13 protein-coding genes are annotated in these 18,218 nt (G+C 38.5%); 7 read left to right on the top strand and 6 right to left on the bottom strand.

Going from position 1 to position 18,218, the window contains the following annotated elements; all coding sequences use genetic code 11:
• Nucleotides 1-30: 30 nt before the first annotated feature.
• Nucleotides 31-378 (top strand): helix-turn-helix domain-containing protein, encoded by a 348-nt coding sequence (locus HQN88_RS32095; protein WP_274318812.1) that lies wholly within the window; start codon nucleotides 31-33, stop codon nucleotides 376-378.
• Nucleotides 379-740: 362 nt separating this feature from the next.
• Here the strand turns inward: HQN88_RS32095 and HQN88_RS32090 are convergent, their stop codons facing one another.
• The 4 genes from HQN88_RS32090 to HQN88_RS32075 form a co-directional block, all read right to left on the bottom strand.
• Nucleotides 741-932 (bottom strand): hypothetical protein, encoded by a 192-nt coding sequence (locus HQN88_RS32090; RefSeq protein ID WP_173119980.1) that lies wholly within the window; start codon nucleotides 930-932, stop codon nucleotides 741-743.
• Between the two features lie 683 nt (nucleotides 933-1,615).
• Nucleotides 1,616-2,509: a hypothetical protein gene (locus HQN88_RS32085; protein ID WP_173119978.1), complete on the bottom strand. Its 894-nt coding sequence runs from the start codon at nucleotides 2,507-2,509 to the stop codon at nucleotides 1,616-1,618.
• Nucleotides 2,509-6,003: a hypothetical protein gene (locus tag HQN88_RS32080; RefSeq protein ID WP_173119976.1), complete on the bottom strand. Its 3,495-nt coding sequence runs from the start codon at nucleotides 6,001-6,003 to the stop codon at nucleotides 2,509-2,511. The genes HQN88_RS32085 and HQN88_RS32080 overlap by 1 nt, the downstream gene beginning before the upstream one ends.
• Nucleotides 6,004-6,556: 553 nt before the next feature.
• Entirely contained in the window at nucleotides 6,557-7,024 is a 468-nt protein-coding gene (locus HQN88_RS32075) for a hypothetical protein (RefSeq protein WP_173119974.1), read from the bottom strand.
• Nucleotides 7,025-7,078: 54 nt separating this feature from the next.
• On the opposite strand from HQN88_RS32075, the gene HQN88_RS32070 reads away from it, so the two are divergent.
• From HQN88_RS32070 to HQN88_RS32045, 6 genes are all read left to right on the top strand, one after another.
• Nucleotides 7,079-8,443 (top strand): TnsD family Tn7-like transposition protein, encoded by a 1,365-nt coding sequence (locus tag HQN88_RS32070; protein ID WP_173119972.1) that lies wholly within the window; start codon nucleotides 7,079-7,081, stop codon nucleotides 8,441-8,443.
• 200 nt (nucleotides 8,444-8,643) lie between these two features.
• A complete protein-coding gene (locus tag HQN88_RS32065) occupies nucleotides 8,644-9,576 on the top strand; it encodes a phosphoribosyltransferase-like protein (protein WP_173119970.1) in 933 nt (310 codons plus the stop codon).
• Complete coding sequence (locus tag HQN88_RS32060; RefSeq protein WP_173119968.1) at nucleotides 9,576-11,501, top strand: ORC-CDC6 family AAA ATPase; 1,926 nt, start codon at nucleotides 9,576-9,578, stop codon at nucleotides 11,499-11,501. Before HQN88_RS32065 ends, HQN88_RS32060 begins: the two co-directional genes overlap by 1 nt.
• The gene (locus HQN88_RS32055) at nucleotides 11,491-12,441 is read left to right on the top strand and encodes a hypothetical protein (RefSeq protein ID WP_173119966.1); all 951 of its coding nucleotides are present in this window, start codon (nucleotides 11,491-11,493) and stop codon (nucleotides 12,439-12,441) included. Before HQN88_RS32060 ends, HQN88_RS32055 begins: the two co-directional genes overlap by 11 nt.
• Nucleotides 12,442-12,468: 27 nt before the next feature.
• Nucleotides 12,469-13,596 (top strand): N-6 DNA methylase, encoded by a 1,128-nt coding sequence (locus tag HQN88_RS32050; protein ID WP_173119959.1) that lies wholly within the window; start codon nucleotides 12,469-12,471, stop codon nucleotides 13,594-13,596.
• 124 nt (nucleotides 13,597-13,720) lie between these two features.
• The gene (locus HQN88_RS32045) at nucleotides 13,721-14,767 is read left to right on the top strand and encodes a hypothetical protein (RefSeq protein ID WP_173119957.1); all 1,047 of its coding nucleotides are present in this window, start codon (nucleotides 13,721-13,723) and stop codon (nucleotides 14,765-14,767) included.
• A gap of 263 nt (nucleotides 14,768-15,030) precedes the next feature.
• Here HQN88_RS32045 and HQN88_RS32040 read toward each other — a convergent pair whose 3' ends face one another.
• Together HQN88_RS32040 and HQN88_RS32035 are read right to left on the bottom strand one after the other, a co-directional pair.
• The gene (locus HQN88_RS32040) at nucleotides 15,031-16,185 is read right to left on the bottom strand and encodes a hypothetical protein (RefSeq protein ID WP_173119955.1); all 1,155 of its coding nucleotides are present in this window, start codon (nucleotides 16,183-16,185) and stop codon (nucleotides 15,031-15,033) included.
• Nucleotides 16,182-18,098 carry an AAA family ATPase gene (locus HQN88_RS32035; protein WP_173119953.1) on the bottom strand — a complete coding sequence of 639 codons (1,917 nt, stop codon included), beginning with the start codon at nucleotides 18,096-18,098 and terminating at the stop codon, nucleotides 16,182-16,184. Before HQN88_RS32035 ends, HQN88_RS32040 begins: the two co-directional genes overlap by 4 nt.
• Nucleotides 18,099-18,218: the final 120 nt, after the last annotated feature.

The raw sequence follows: 18,218 nt of genomic DNA, 5'->3' as shown, positions 1-18,218 counted from the left end.
TATCATTCATCGGGACTATTTTTTTAAGGAGTGATACATATCGAAACAATAGGCAGCCGTATTAAAATGATTAGAAAGTTGAATAAGATAAATCAAGTTGATTTCTCTAATCGAATTGGAATATCGCAGGCAACACTTAGCGAGCTTGAACAAGACAAATATAAACCTTCGGTCGATACCATGCTTGCAATTGTTGAATGTTTCGATGTGGATGTGGATTGGATTCTTCTAGGATCTAGAGGTTCTCAAAATAGGGCTTTTGGAATTAGGAGTATCAATGAAAAAGATGGAAATATGCTACTTCATTTTGATAAATTAAAGGCAAGTGATCAGGATGAAATAGTTGAATTCATAAAGTTGAAAATAAATCGATATTAACTTTAACTTTTTTGAGTTCTGTTCAATTGTACTGTGAAAATAATGTGTAGACTGAAAAATCAAGTTTATTTGACCCCATCGTGGCGATAAACTCCCATGGAAATTAAAACTGCAGTCACTGAAAAAGATAACACTAAAGAAGACGCAGCATATTCATTTTTTAAAAGGGCAAAGCGCGCAAAATAAAGAGGTATTTGTTTCTTTAAAGAATTAGGAGACTTCTGAAATAGTCACAGAATAACCTGAGTTTTCTAGTCGTCGAACTGCGTACTTAACAATAGGTTGTTGTTTTTGTGTGTCAAAATAATCTTCTTCTGAGTCTACATACATTTCGTTACGAGTTATAAGAAAAAAGGGAATATTTACATATCGTGAGCCACATTGACGGCTGCTCGTTTTTTTCCTTTTCGTGCTGCCGTGCGTCTATACATAGCACCGAGATAGTTTTTTGAGGCTGCAAAAGAATGGGCTGCTTCAACTAAGGCAGATTTCAGATTTTTTTCCGTTTTTGGCTTAGGTTGAATTCCTTTTTCCTGCACTTTCGTAATGTCCAAGTACTAGTCCCCCAACATGAACAGAAATGTGCAGAGCTTGGAAACTGTTTTTTTAATATTCATCTCGCTTTCCTCTAAAATTTGTTCCGCCCATTCGAGTGGCTATACCAGTAATCAAACCTAAATGTTCGACGTGATCATGGAAAGGGGCTACCCGTATAGCGACTTGCTGATCTAGCATTTCGATCTGTTCACTTATGAAATCAATGGGAGTTAAGATGGTCATTATCATCAAACGTTGGTGAGGGGTTTTTGAAAGCGGGGAAGATGCTCTTGGTATTGAAGTAAATCAATGAAAAATGTCATAGTAACTAAATTCTGCTATAGATATCTACTGAGAAGGATTATTTGCTGCGGCATTTATTATGATTCCAGCTTTATCATGTGCCCAGCGATCAGTTTAGCTACGGGTTATAATCCCAGGAGAACGACCGATCTGCCCTGGCTACCGAATTAATACTCACAAAATAAAAGAAGTCAACCAGCAAAAAACTGGCTGACCTCATAATACGACGGATATCAAAGCCTCATATGAGCTACTTCACAAAAACATTTAATATTATGTACATGTCCGGTGAAACATCGTCAGATACGAAAAAATGTCCTTAGAATCGATTGGTCACTTATAAAAAAAGCACCGGGCTTTTAAAGCCCAGCGCTTTAGTAAACGGATATCGCAATTATTAGGTGGCTTCTTGAAAGAGGAAATTTCGTAAATCATCTTGGTGCAAATTCAAGACTTCCATGAAATAGGTAATTGGATTCACGGCTTGCTTGGAGGTTAGTATATAACTTAACAGTTTTGTTTCCAATTCTGACGGGGCCGATGCTTCCGTTCTGGTCGGTCTCCCTATCAGAGTGGAACATTTTTTTTGGAAAGCGCTAAAATACTTTCGGTTCGGGCGCCTGCGAAAAAGATCATGATATAAATAATCGTAATATTTGCGTATTGCTGAACTATAAAAGTCCTGCTGATTGGCGTACCAGTATATGATCTCTTCATTCCACTTTTCGACGATGCTTTGCGCTTTGGCGTCGCCTTTCGCATAATCTTCCTTCAGCAGGGTAAAGGCACGTTCCATACAATAGATCATTTCATTCGTTTGTTTCTCTAAATAGGCCAAGGCGTTCTTATAATCAACTTTGTCTTCCTTCACCCGCAGTGGGTCTGCAAAGAATATGCCATTCAAATCCTTCCCCAAACCATATACCCGATCCATCTGGTAATTCAGCTCTTCGTGCATATTGTGGCAATACCAACTTCTGAGTTCTTGGAGGCCGTACACAAACTTCAGCAAATCTTGTGCACAACGCATCTGGCCGTCATGCTGCGATAAATAGAACGAAAGATGTCTCAACAGACCGCCGTTCGTCCCGCGAAAGAGAAAGGAGCTGCAGTCAAAATACAACGTATACACATTGGTCAATGCAAGCCAAAACCTCTCCTTTTCGCTGTCTTGGTTGAAGAAGAACTTCGGGTTGTAATAATAGGAAAACAATAGGTTGGGATGAATGCTCTGAGCGAGAACGTTCATCTCCTGAACCTTCATGGAAGAAAATAGCACTCTCTCGTTCATCAGTCTTCAACCCTCTCCATTTCCTTGTAGCTGCCGCGTCGTCGATGTGCCTGAAAACCTGAATAGGAAAGGGACAATTGGATATCTTGGATAATCCCACCCCGACGGATTTCTTCCGGAAAATGAATATTCTCAACTCGATAAATGACGTGGTCGAGCAAAGGCCTCTGTTGCATCTTGTCGTTCTTGTCGTAAATCACCATATACCCGCGCTTATGTACTGCATCATATTCATACTTAAATTTGGAATGATAAGTCAACGGCACCCCATCTTCGTCACAGATCAAATGCAGCGCCCGTTTCTCGTGTTCTCTCGAATCTAGGAAAGGCTTGAGATAAGCGTTCGCCGAATTGAAATCCCCTAGCTGCGCGCTACATAACGCCGTCAAATACCGGATTCGATCCCTTACATTTTTACTGTTCTTGAAGTAGCTTTCGCATAACGATAGAAGCTCCTGCCACTGATGTGCATTTAAACGCGTCGGACGGCATTCCTTCTCCCCGAACAAGGGGGAACGGTTATAATACAACCATTTGATGTTGATATGCATAAACAAGCAGGCAGGGTCCTGATTCGTGATTTCGTAATACTTCTCCAGCAATTCAATGACCGTCTCACAAGCGGCCAGATGACTTTTTTTCTTTAACGGCTCGTTGTAGTCGAACTTTTCTTGCTCATTCTTTTCCAGGTCACGCAAAATATTACATGCTTTCAAATAGATCCCGTTCGGCTCTTTCTGCTCAACCGATAGATTGAAGTAGTCTTCGTTTTCGAGTAGCTGATCCATTTTCATTCCGATTTTGGCCCTCAGCAAGTTCAGTTCTTCCCGGCTTTCATATGAAAAACTGTCTTCTGATGCTTGGAACAAATCCAGAACCATATACATCTGTCTCAACGATCGAGTGATATACCCCAGGTCCTCTTTCCTTGCACGCTCAAGTTGATTTAAACCAGCATGCAAAATAGGGGTGTAGGCGTAGCCATTAGTAGGATAAGCGATAAGTACGTCTTGCAAAGAATCGAACAGCTCATCAAACAGCATGCCGCGATACGCTTCGTCCGTCTTAGGCAGTTGGAAGATCCTGTTGTTCAAATTTGCCTTTTCAATCTTCAACTGCGCCGTTATCAAGTCCATTCTGCGGCTATGTACAGAGTTAACGATTAGCTGTTCTCTTTCCCTGATTTGCTGTTCGGCGATCTCTAACGCTTCTTTGTAAGCTTCCAACTTTTCCTCGTTGATCAGTGTGCAGCGGACCATTAAACAATATTCCCTGCGTAGCGTAATCTCTTGCAGAACTAACGAATTGTCTCGATCCTTTACCCGTCGCTCCTTCAATACGTCGATTAATTCGTCGAATTTTTCGTAAGCATCCTCCCAGAGCGATTTCTGCTTAAAGGCGTTGTTATTCGGACCGATCAGCTGCAATATGTTACGAATCATCAAGTATTCCCTGTTATTATGACAGGACACATACCTTAGCAGATTCGAAACGATATTATCCAGTATTTGTACTTTCCCGTCTTTTTGGGTTGGGTTGATACCCAATTGCTCCAGTAAAATCTTCGACTCCAATTCGGTTCTCACGCTGATGCTACTGTCCCAGTTATCGTCGTCGTTTTGCTCGTAGGATAGGAACGTTGCAGAGGAAATCGCATCCCGAAGTGCTTTATTTCCCGTGTTAAATCCACCCATCATTCGTAGGGCAAGAATATAAGGCATCTTCTGTCCATACCAAGTGCATATGGCAATAGTTACTATAACGGTTCGAAACCTCTCGTCGATTTCTTTCCGACTCGCCTCCTCCGTTACGTCGTCAGCACAGACGAATCCGACAAACTTCTTGCCTGCAGTCTCGTATGCCGCCTTAATGGCGTTAGCGAACGTGCTTTCGAACATATCGGCTTCTTGGCTTTCAGTAAAGTCGATGACTCGATCGACGAGTTGGCTGGTTCCTTTATCGACTTCCCGAAACACTTTCTCGCCAATGGTCGAACGTATATCATCAATGATATATAAAGAAGCGAGAAAATTTTCATTCCCGCCGTATCGCTCGATCAAAATATTAACTTCCTCTTTACTCAGTCTGCCATTTTCATGTAGAATAGCCTTGATTTTCTCGAGCTCACCTTCTCTCAACTTGACGTCGGTGCTAATAATGCGAAAATCGTCGTCGTTTTTTTGGTTCGTAAATTCATAAGAAGAGCAGACGATTTGAACCTTTCTTCCTCTGCTTCGCAATGCATTGAGGAGCTTCACGGCCTTTTTTCGAGATTCCTGGGAATAGGCCGCTAAGTCCCAGATGATGAGAACTGGGACCGCCGAAACCGTCTTCTCCTCTAGAATCCTGACCAAATCTTCCAGATGACTGAACAGGCTATTAGCCTGCCATCCAGTTTCGTCCGAATAGTCATAAGAAAAGCTTATACTGGGATCCTTAATATAAATGACGGGATAATGCTGTTGCCTAAAAATCCGAACGGCCAAAGCGCCCAATGCATTCGATTTTCCGCTGCACGCCTGGCCGCATAGCATAATCGGTTTGGCTTTTCGTTCCCTTGTGTTGGCATCCTTCAAGATCCCTATCGTCGCATCGTACAACTCGTCCTCGAAGTAGCGATGAATGTGAAATTGATACTCTTCGCGGAAGCCATACCAGAGCGGTTCGCCTTCGGCGCTGTTTTTTAAGAAACTTTTAAAATAGTTGCCTCGCATCTCTCGAGGGATTACGACGCTTTTCTCCACCGTATCGTAGTCCAAGAGAGTGGCGAATCGGCTGACATAAAAGAGCGTTTCCTTCTCTTGCGTCGAGTTCAATGGAAAGGACGGGCCGCCCACGAACACTCTCTTTTCGTTATTTGAATCTCTCGAATAGAAATCGTCAAGGTCGCCGAATAAATAATCGGCTTCGAATTCTTCTTCGGCGAATTTCGAATATAAATCCGTAATCTTGTCCGGGGATGACACCGCAAATCCGTCTTCAATGGCTTCTTTGCATCGGCGATTCTCGGTAATTCGGTAGTCCGACTCCAAGAAATAGATGAGAGAACGTCTCTTCAGCGTATACGCAAGATTATTGAGCGCTTTCGCACCAATAACTTCGTGATTAGGATCAAAGCCTACGCAAGCCATGCGGCCGAATTCTTTGAGACGGTTCTTGATTACGTTGAACATATTCTCGGCTTCGGTTTCAATCTCGGATGATTTCCGATCTTGATTATAGTCTGGATCGCCGAACAGCCATACCAATGGCACCTGCGTCTTGCTCCAAACCACATCCTTCAAGTCCAAAGCGGAATACACCGGTTGTACTTTTCTGTTTTCGCTGGAAAACATATTAAGAATCTGCGGGTCCATCTGCGTTGTAAAGACGCAACTCCACCCGATTTTGCTAATATCTGCATGCCGACGAGGTTCGAATTCATCTCCTAAAAACAAGATCATCGGTTCTAAATTGATCATTTGTTGAATGTCCGAAAGTAAGTTATGTGTCAAAAAAATTATCCTCCTTAGCAGAAATGATAAACTAATTTGTAATCCTATTCGACGATATAGTCCAAAATCCTTCCAAATTATTCTTTACCAGTGCATTTCGTCTTGCAAATCAACTGATTGCATGAAGCGATTGAGGTCGTCGTATGTAAAGCAATCTAAGTGGGGCTTGACGATCGAATTAAAACTCCAGTAACAAGGGTTTAAGCCACTTTCTGTTGTGATTATTTACATGGAAAACCAGAGGATTGGTTAAAATTCGTGCATTTGAAGTGACTGAAAAATGGTATCAGTCATAGATGAAACTGGAAATCAACTTTTATTACCAGGCGAATTTTAACGTTTGGAGGTAATTAAACGCAGAAAATCGGTGGGTAAAGCTGGGCAGTAGCGTTGCATAGGTAAAGGTAGAGCAACATTAATGCGAAGGCATTCAAGGAATCATTGAAGGTCAAAAACCTGTCTCTATCCAACAAAATAATAGATTACCAAGTGATATGAAGGTATAGGTGAAAAAGTTGTTTCTTACCCTTTATGAAGTGAAACGGCTGAGCTACTAGCAGGTCTTATTTAATTTATCGATATTGTTTGCTAGAGAGAATAACGAATCTACTGTTCCTTGTAATACCCAATATTGTGTTCCATTTAGATGATGGTTTACTAAGTTAGTTTGTTGAGCTATTTCAACAAGAATGATATGTGTTAGCCTAGAGATGGAATATTCTTTGTTATCATAGTCCCATTGAACTTTAGGTTTACCATTGCCTAATAGTAATGTTGCCTTTGATATAAGTTCGCTATGATAATGATCAGAGGGTTTATTTACGGGTAACAATACAATGCGATCCCCATTTTTTATTATTCCCCTATCGAGCAGCAGTTGTAGACTGTTGCGTCTACGTCTGTTTTGTGATATTTCTGCAGTCTTTACATCATACTTAATTATTTGAAGAAATTCCTCAAAAGGATTGTTGCTTTCTAGAAACGCTGAAGTTACTCCGCTGATCTTCTCTCCAACATTCATTGAGAAATTAGCTTCAAAAAGTTGTCGGTTGATTAGAGAAGCAACAAGATTAAAGTGATCGGTGTGGCACTGGGGTATTCGGCTATGGAAGGACACTGCAAACATGGGCACGTCATTGATAATGACGCCGAACCTTTTAGCGATCATTTGCAAGAAGACATCCATGAAGATCTCGAATTTTTGTTTAAGTACAATGACCAGATGAGCTTAGGTATTGTCCGACAAAAGTTTCTTGAGCATCTTTTCAAAGGAGGATATGTATCCACAGATGGCAAAACACGTCGTCAACTACTGGCTCAGAACTTTCTCGAAAATTATTCATCGGATGAGCTAGCGAGTGTAGGTTTAAGTGCGGATTACATAGCTCAACGGAATACATTAGAAAGAGTATTCTGGGGAGATTCTCTTGTCATTAATTTACCAATATTATTCTTATTAATCAGGTTCATTGCAGGGTCACTTGAAAGTTTCATTAGTACTTCCGTCCCTTATGCAACTGAAATACCTTTTGGGCTGGGACCATGGCCGTGTGCAAATAAGTATTGCCCTGATTACAATAAAATGGTTATTCAGAAATGTAGTCGAGTAGACAACAGATACAGAGGTGTAACTGGGAAGTTCTATTGTGCCACCTGTGGTAATGAATACGTAAGGGACTGGAACAGGAAAAAAGGGATAAAGGAAAACATTAGAGCAGTAATTACAAGTGAAACAAAGAAAAACGAAATTGTGGCGCTATATCGTAATGGAGGGCTTTCCATGGAGACAATAGCATGCCAGTTGTACTGTTCAGTGTATTCAGTAAAGCAGGCAGTAAAAAGCGATCTACTATTAGGAATAGAGGAGCATGCATGCGCCGCGGAACAAATAAGCCCTAAAAGGGATGCTTTCCGCATCAAAGTTGAGTCCACAATTAATAAGAATCCGGGTCTAAACAGGTATGAGATTTGTCTGAAGTGCAAAACAGCATATGAATGGTTAAAAAGGAATGACACGGTTTGGTTGGAAAAGCGGTTACCTGTGTCAAAGTCGTTTGATAGATTTGATTGGAATGAAGTTGATGAATTGCTTTCTCAACGAGTTAGTGAAGTTGCACGGGGGTTAATTGAGAATAATCCTGGAACAAGGGTCGGCATCTATTCTATTATTGGGGCACTAAACAAAACAGAAAGTGGTCGGATTAAGAACTATAGTCAACATTTGCCCATAACACAAAAGGTGCTAGAACAAGTTGTTGAGACTAAAGAACAGTACCAGCTTCGTCACTTGGCAGCTTTGGTGTGGCAGCTTAAGAGTCATTATGGATATGAGGAAGTTACACTGGACACAATTCTATCCTATCGAAGGTCCTACAGGGCTATATCAAAAGATATGCGTGATGCAATTACTGCAAAGTTAGTAGAGATACAGAATGTATAAGACCAAAAGGGGGAATTTGCCCTCTTTTTTTATTTTCATGTTTGTATGAGAAGGAAAATAATGTTGATTGCTGTTGAATGTAACAGAAAATCAAAGTATCCCAGAGAAATACATGACGAGAATAAAGGAAATATTAGTAATTTGTCGAAAATAATATTAATGTGTTGCATAAATGAAACAGTTTAGAAAGTTGGTTGTCAATGACAAAAGAAATCCCTGTGGAAGCAACTGAATTTGTAAAAACAGTATTCGATAAAATCTCAACTCTTATTAAATATGGGGTATGGGGTAATGTATCAATTGACAGGTTTAAGAGATGGCGAAAGCAATTTACTACAGAAGAGCAACTGTACTATGCAGCATATTTAGCATACCAACTTATGTTTTATAATAAAAGAGATGTTATAGCATTAATCAATCATTCTTTCACAGAATCTATTCGTGAGATTGCACTTGCTTCAATTAATGACAGTAGCTATAAACAAAAAGATATATGGAGAGAGATCATATTACAAACAAAACAAAAGATACTGGTATGTCCGCTTGCAACCGATTCTGCAGCCTCAAGTAGTTTTATGATTGCAAGAATATTAAGAGATCAAAATATAATAACTGAAACTGAACTGTGTAATAACGTACAAGATATGATATATAAGCTTAGAAGAAGAGAGGTAAAGGCAATCATTTTTGTAGATGATATGATAGGGAGTGGAACTCAGGCAATTGAATTTTATACAAATCGGACAGATTTAGGAGAGAAATACATAAGCATTCGAGATATGATTGCTGAAATAAAACCGGATATTCCTGTTTACTTAACAGTTGCAGTGGCACCTCATGATGCAGTATTAGATGTAATTGACAAGACAGGGCTTAGGGTTATTGCGGCAGAGATACTCACAGAAAAAAATGATGTTCAAAAAGAGAGTTTTTGGTTTCCAGAAGATTTTACAAATGGAATTGAGTTTTTGAATGATCTCGAAACCGAAAAAAATATACCATCTAAAGGGTATAGAGAAAAATCATGGGCGGTAACTTTCGAACATGGTGCGCCCGATGTCTCGTGTCCTTTTTATTATAAGGAGCACAGTGAATGGATTTCATTGATCCGTTATAGAGGGGAAGATGTGTAATGGAAAATAAGATTATTTTTGCTACAAGAGCAGAAGAATTAGGTAATAGGGTATTTGATTATTTCGCAATGCCACCACAATCCTTTTACTCAAGATTGTTAAAAAACAAAGCAGCTGTCCTCGTAGGTGGGAGAGGCACTGGCAAAACGATGCTTTTAAAATCAATGGCACTTGAATATAAAATAATCAATAAAAATCAAGAAGAATCAGTAAATCTATGGGATATTGAGAATCATATAGGGTGTTATATAAGAATTGATACAAATGTTGTTTCTAGTTTTAGAGGCAGAGGAATAGAAGACGAGACTTGGGGGCATCTGTTTGCACACTACTTTAACTTGAGGATTTCCCAACAAATAACAAAGACCTTAAATATTATAAAAAACAAGAGCCTTATTCAGAAAGACTCGCTAAATGAATTCATAAACCGATATGCAGAGATAGTTGATTTTGATGGTGAAGCGTCTGATCTGAATTTCGTTGAAAAGGATATTAGAAGGAAGCTTGATGAATTAATAAAGTATATAAATAATCCGAGAAAAGTAAAAGAACCAATCCTGACAAATAATGGGGATATTTTTTTTGAATTATGTAATATATTGGCGGAAAACTCGCAATTCACTGGTAAGACCTGGTTTATTCTTTTAGATGAATTTGAAAACTTAAGTGAGAATCAGCAAAGAATAGTAAATACCCTAATTAAAATAAACCAACCACCAGTTATATTTAAGCTAGCGATGCGTCCGGGAGGTTGGTGGACTCAACAAACGTTATCTCTCACCGAGTCACTGGAACAGATTGCTGATTTTGATTTAATTGATTATCAAACCGATTTTAAACATGAAGATTATTCCCAATTGATTATCGAAGCATTTAATAAGAGCCTATCTCTAAATCAAGTTAGAAATCCCGACTTTCTAGATGTTAGAAATTTGTTACCGAATCTTGGGGCGGAGGATGAAGCGCTATTATTATTAAATAAGAGTAAGCGGAAACCGGAATATGTTGAAAGAATTATAGCTCACGTAAATAACTTTACATCGGATACAAATAAACAAAAAATGCTACTTGAGAAACTTATTTTAGAGGATAAACCGCTAGAAAGTAGGTTCCATTTAGTATTATTAGAACGCAAAATGACGCCAGAGAATATTGTTTTTTTAAGAGAAAAACAGAACAAAAAATTTATTGAGTTGTACAGGCACAATAGAATAGGAACTTTGTATCTACTTTGTAGTGACTACAAGGCAAGAAAAATATATGCTGGGTTTGAAACTTATGTATTGTTGTCATCTAAAATTATGAGAAACTTTGTAGCACTATTTTCTCGGGCTTGGGAATTAAGTGTCGATGAGGGATTCAGCCCACTAGAACCAAAGGCATTTGATTATTTGACGCAGTCTAGAGCAGCACATGATGTTAGTCGGGATAAAGTATTTGAGGTTAAATCCTATCCGTCAATTGGTTCGAGCCTTTCTTCGTTTACTAATCAATTAGGTCGTGTATTCGAGCAACTCAATAAGGATGAAAGACAAAGTCAGCCTGAGAGGAATCACTTTGCTATTCTTGGGGATGTATCTAATGAGGCTAAAGGGATCTTGCGAGGAGCACTGATGTATTCTGTTTTACAAGAAATACCAGCTACGAAATTAAGGAAAGATACAGAAATTCGAGGAAGTGACTATTTATTGAATAGAATATATGCACCATATTACAACATATCTATTAGGAAAATGCATAAATTGGAACTGCAATCGAGTGAGTTTGAAAATTTAATATTAGGAAGTGACCACGATAAAAAGGACATCTCTGTAAAGCTATTAAGAAAGTATCTAAAAAATGAAGCTGTTTCAACTAATGTTGTTGAAACTAAGCAAATGGATTTATTTGATACATTTCTTCAGGGGGATAGGAATGGATATTGAAAATCTCATATCTTGGAGAATACTAAGTGAAAACGATCTCGATAAATCATTAGAATCTCCAACGGTATTGATAAAGGGTTACCACACGGATGAAAGAGATAGTTATTTTAGAAGTAAGATGCCTACAGCAACTAAAATTGTGGTACTTACGTACGATCACTCTCTTGCAAAATTGAGCATTCAACTTGAAAACTTTTCGGAAGAGATTAATTTCTCTGATGATGATCCAATTGTGAACGCAGAAGATCTAGTACAAAAACTAATCCAATATGAACACAACATTGTAATAGACATCACATGTATGGCTAACGAAGCTATGTTTATTTTACTAAAAGCATTTTATGATTTTTCATATGATAGGTTAATAGTAACTTATGTGCAGCCTATCGAGTATAGTAAAAAAAGAGATGCTACGTTAATGCCCAACTTTCAATTAAGTGAAGGGATCACTTCAATTACCTCGATACCTGGATTTTTAAGATTATCTAATGATATGCAGTCATCTGTTCTAGTTTTCCTTGGTTTTGAAGGGGGAAGATTCAAAGAACTATGTGAGCACTTATTAACCGAGGGGCCAGTGGAAATTAGCCCGATAATACCACTACCCTCATTTTCAGCGGGGTGGCACATGTTGGGGCTTTATTTTAATTTAGACACGCTAAAATCTACTGAGGTGTTTTCAAAATTAAGAAGAGTCACTGCGTGGGATCCTTTTTATGCTTTGGAAGTATTGGAGTCAAGTTATAGAGAGCATTCAGAAAATTATCAAGTTATTGTGGCTCCTTTAGGAACCAAACCACACACTCTTGCATGTGCTTTGTTTGCTATTAAACATGAAGATGTATTAATTATGTATGATCATCCGAAAGTGAGTTCACATAGAACATCTGGTATTGGAGTGCGTAGGGTCTACTCACTTGAGGGCTTATTCTTCGAATAATTTGGCAGTAATAATAGGGTGAGATTAATGAGGGATTTTAGTAAATATTATACTCCTAAAAAATTGGCGGAATTCTTAGTTAATGAATGCGGGGTTATCGAACCTGCATCAATTGTTGATATTTGCGCGGGATCATGGAACCTATTAGATGCTGCAAGTGCTAAATGGAATGAAACCGAATGCATTGGTATAGATTTTGATATACGGTCTTCTAGAAGCCTGATAATGGATGGTAGGTTTTATTCATATGATTGCTTCAAGAATGATAAAAGGTTTGATTTAGTCCTTGCTAACCCTCCGTTTCAGTATGAGAAGGTTAGTAAACAATTATTAGAAGTAATAAAGGAAAGTATAAATTTTAACTTTAGTGGTCATATATACACCAGGATTGAAAGCACAATGATGCTATTTAATGCTCTTTTGGTCGGGGTAGGAGGTACACTAGCTTCAATAGTACCTAATAGTATTATTGAATCACAAAGTCAAAAAGATTTAAGAATTTTCCTTGCTAGTAAGTTTCATATACAGAAGATAATAAAGCTACCGGATAATGTTTTTGACCGAGATATTAGTACTTCTATAATAATTCTGAAAAATGAAACAAGAGAAGTCAACACTGAATATTATGGTGCCAATTCCAATGGAGGAGAATTTCAGAAAAATAGCATTGCAAGTTTGCCCTATGAAGAAATTATAAGCGGAAATTGGGGGCTTATTCCTGAAGGGAATCTTCAGCATAGTAGTACACAAAATATACTTCGAAATAACATTTCTAGTAGTGATTTACACGATAAAGTGGAAGCAAGTATTCCAGTTATTCATAGTTCGTCATTTTCAGCTACAAACTCAATAAATCATAACAAAATTAGGTATACCACAAAACTACCTGCTAAGGTCCATACTACCAAAAGAGGGGATATTATTTTAATAAGGGTTGGACGACAAAGTGGTAGATTCGCGATTATCACGGAGAGAGAAGAAGATTTTATTACTTCTGACTGTGTTCTGATTATTAGAAATCAATACTTAGAACTCAACGAAGATACCATAAAAACCTTGGAATCAAATTCAATTAAAAAAATTATTAAAGGAGTTTCCGCTAAATATATAAGCACCGCTGATTTACAAAAATACTTACAAGGCATCGTGAACTAGACTATTAATTTGATTTTAATGTCATATTAGATATTGAGTAGGAGTGATAATTGATCATTAGATTGAAAAGTAATATTCATTATGATTCTATTAATCCGATATCAAAAACTAAACGAGGTTTAGAATGAATGCACTAATAGCAACATATCAATCTGTAATGCAACGCGTGATTCAATATGTGGAAGACCGGGCTGGAATTATCCCTTTTAGTAGCATACTATTGTGGTATCTACGAATGCCATTCATAAGTAAGGTAGTTATAAACATTATTCTTAGTATTTTTTCAGTGTTTTTATTTTATAATATCGGTTTTGTTATACTTCAAAGTAAAGCTAAGAATGAAGTTCTCTCCTTTGTTTCAGCCTATAACAACTCGATAACTTTTCCGATACAACTTATTTATTCTTATGCTTTTATTTATTTCTTTCTATTAATAGGTTCAATGTTACCAGTAGCAGTTTTATATTATACTGTTCAACTAATTCATAATTATTTAATACCTAATTTAAATAGAAATAATTTCAGTTCTAAAAAAAAGAAGGTATTCATTTATGTAATAATTTCTTTAGCTTTATTAGTAGCATTTATTACATACTTTATTATTTCTAGAGAGATGTTTCCCTTTTTACTTTATTATTTATTATATCGATTAGATGGTCCAGGTTACTTTGAACAACTATATAAATATTTTATTTTTCACGAAGAACTTAGAATTACTGAGTACATTAATCTAGATAAGTTAATAGCGGAATTAAACATCGCTTTTATCTTACCTTCATTTATTACTACTCTTTCTGTATTTATGCTTTTTTTGGCGTACAAGTACCTAAAACCATTTACTGGAAAAAAAGCTATGTTATTCCCAGTTGTATCTTTGCCTTTATCTTTTCTTTTGTTGTTTTTATTCATTCTACATTCAACGCAGCAATGGGGGGCATTAGGAAAGAATCTAGCTCAGTTTGATAATGATTATGTATGCATAGAATATAATCATCCTAACAACCAATATGCTAGTTTAGCGGGGATACGTATTATCCAAACAAATAATGTGATTGTTTTAAGGAGTGTAACTGATATAACATATACCGTTTCTTCCGATAGAATTTATGTTAAATCATTATTGGAAAGGCCAAATAACAATTTAGACAATTCATGTTCAAATTATAGGTGATTTTAAGAGCGATTTTAAACTCTCAGTAATTAAAACTTCACTATGCATTAAACCACATCAACGTGGTATATTATGTGGTTCCCGAATTTTCTTTTGCATGGTAATATCCTAAGCAAAAATAAGCGTTACTGCTATGAAATTTTGAACTGCTTATGTGATTTCTTGATGTGCATACTTGTGGTTTACTTCAAATCTTAATGAGTGTTTAATGATTTAGGGCGTAGTGAAAAGACTGCCGTTGGCTCTCATGGCAGTCTTACTTGTTACCCTTTTATTATTACATCGTAGGCAAGCTTTGATAAAGGTCGCATTGACAGCTTTTCTGGCAGCAATTTGTTACCATATAGGAATAGATTGATTTGTTCTTCACTCAGCTTCATGGTGTTAAACAGCTTTTGCATGTCATCCTGATACGTCTTGGCATATGCATGCTTCTTGTAAAGTAGCTCTCTTACATATTCCTTATGGCTCTGATAGACCTTTGCCAAGTTGAACAATTCCATGCTGTTCTGAATTTGAACTGCATATGTGCTTGTACTGTCGAATTCCAAATCAAGATCAAAGTGTGTGCTATTTCCAGTTAAGGTATCCACAGTGCTATTTCCATTCAATTGCACCTTAAACCATGCACTTTCGTCAAACCCGCGGTGGTATGGATAAACAATATCATAACATTTGGCTAGTTTGAATCGGGAATTGCAGATTTGGCAAGAGGGTACGAAATTGAATAGTGACAGAGAGAAGAGTTTGAATGCGGAATTAGGATGAAAGTGATCCAGATCCGCTGTTGTCTTGGTTGTCCCATCCTCATCGTAGTGGGTAATATACTGACGATTACAATAAGGGCACACTTCTGTGCCGATCCGAGATAATATCTCATGGCGATAGTCTGCATCCATGAAGTCATAGTCTGTAACTCCGCTGATTGCTTGATTCAGAGTCTTTAGATCGCGTTTGACATCCTGTATGAAATTTCGGAACAGAATATTGTTCTGGAAATAACTCTGATGCCTGGCTTTATGACTGGAAATCCACGAGTTATCGTATCGGGATAAGAAATCTCTGCGATAATTCTCCCTATTCGGCTTGGAAATCGCCTTGCCTGCTTTGTTCAACTCATCATCGATTTGGAACGAGCCGAAGTACACAAGTTTACACGTCTTCATATAACAGTCGATCTGTGGGTAGGAGGAGCACGTCGTCTCCATTGGGCTGGAAAGCAGATCATCTACAAATCCGGTGTGGAGTAATCCGCTTGCGTCATCTTCCCACAGCGTAGTAAAGGCTGAGCCAGTGAACGGGTTCGTTATCGGCGTTGCGACCTTGGCCCTGTTGTATCTATTGATCATCTCGCCACGCATTTTGTTGCAATATTGCGGTCCGTTGGTTAGTAAGGGTGTTTGGTCTAATTGAATCATGGTCGTTCCCTCTGTTCGTTGCGTAGCCGTGCTAATTCCTGTTCTAACTCAGTAATTCGCAGATCGCGTTCGCGGGCTGGGAGAAGCCGCCTCTCGGCATCCCTCAACAACTCCTGTAGCTTCCTGCGAATCACCTCATCCCCGATTGCAGCAATTATCGCAAATATGTGCTCAATTCGGTCTTTATTGTACTCCTGAAGGCCAGTAATCTCCTGTAAAAGGTTAGTGAAGATGGTTTTTGCTTGCTCACCCAGTGGGGAATCGATGAAGAAGTCGCTTTTGATAATGTCGTAAAAATTACTCATGAGCCCGAAATTCGCCTGATGTACCTTTCTCTGTATTCCATCGTAGCTTTTCGTAACTCTAATGCAGCAGATATGCTCCTTTGGCACGTCCGATACTATGAAGGGAGAGTGCGTAGAAAGAATTATCTGAAATTTCACATCGCGCGCTGCATCAATTTTATTCAAGAACAAGACTAGGTTACGAATGTATCTCCGGGACCATTCGGGATGAAACGATGAATCTGGTTCATCCAAAAGTAGCAATACCGTATCGAGCTGCCGATTGTTGACAGCTATTTCAACGGCGGTATAGAGATTGGCAAATCCGTTTACAAATTCTAATTCCCCAGTACTCAGTCGACCGATGCTAATGTCCAACATCGGGTATGTTCCACATATATGGTTGAAGTACCAATCCAGATGCTGGAGCACATCATGAATAGCGACTTCATCTTGTTGATTGAGTTGTATGACGATCTTCGAAGTCTTGATGAAGAAGCGGTCATCCACGGCTTTTAGAAGTTGTACGAGACTATGAATTGCCTTAGTATCAAGGTGATGCCAGTCAGGATGTTTGAATTGAGTCATGATCTCGTTAAAGATTTGCAAGATCGTCAGTAAATACGCCACTCTCTCCTCAAAAGACAGATCTTTGCATGTAATCGCTTCAATGATTGCTCTGTACTTGATCAGCTCCTCTTCATTGAGAATCTCATGACACTGGTTCGCCCATGTATCAATGATGAGCATCTCCAGATACAGGATTATGAAGTGATGTTTGAGACTCCAGTCTGTGGGTATACGAGAGAAGTAGGTTATTTGGGTCTTATCCTGATATAGCTGTAAATCAAATGCCTCCAAAAGCTCTGAGCGCAATTCGAAAGTTTCGAAGATGTTATCGTATAGGGAGATCTCGCATATTGCTTCGGATGCAGTAAATTCTGGCTCAAGGACTTCATAACCTTTGCTCAGGAACTTATATAGGTTGGCATGAGAAGGTTTGTTCAAATAATCTCTCTTGAACCCCACATAATGGTCGCCCTCGTTTGTCACTGTGTCCCCAGCAAACCAGTTCCTCCTCCTCTCGTTCGTAAGATACAAGGAGAAGACACTCTGGTCCAAGGTAAACAAACGTTCTTCCCTCTCATAAGAGCTTTCTTGAATATATTCATAATAAACACCTGTTTCCGACTGGAAATCGAACCGAACACAAATGCTGTATTCATAGCTGGTGGTTTCGTAAATTCCACTTATATTGTCGAATATATGGGGATTATACCCTTCAATAACGAAGATATCTTCCTTCACATGATAGACGGCGAACCATTCTGTATAAGGAGCCTTCCCAGGTTGTTGGATGTGTTTAAACATACGAAGGCGTCTTGACTTGGTGGAGCCGATGAGGTCCATCAACGTAGTTTTGCCAGCGCCGTTCTTCCCAACAATCAAGTTGATGTTGCTAATCTTATCCCCCCATAAGCCCTTGTAGGGATTATTAATTTCTTTAATGACAAGCTTGCGTTCTGCTTGAAGATACTGCACTTTGAAGTCGTTAGTGAGATGGAACGCCTGTTCTTTTAGGCACCTATCAATATCACCGATGTACACAAATAATAGCTGTGGATGCACTGTTGTCCCTACCTTCCCTTCCAAGAATCATCTGTTTGACATATTCTATAGTCGACAAATGATTTCCTTTTTTAACCATACGAGTCGCATGGGAAGGGCGGATTGAATACACAACAGAAT

It is taken from the genome of Paenibacillus qinlingensis (assembly GCF_013204845.1).
In the GTDB taxonomy this organism is placed as follows: domain Bacteria; phylum Bacillota; class Bacilli; order Paenibacillales; family NBRC-103111; genus Paenibacillus_E; species Paenibacillus_E qinlingensis.
The sequence above is the reverse complement of the archived record's forward strand: the minus strand, read 5'-3'. Positions and strand labels throughout refer to the sequence as shown.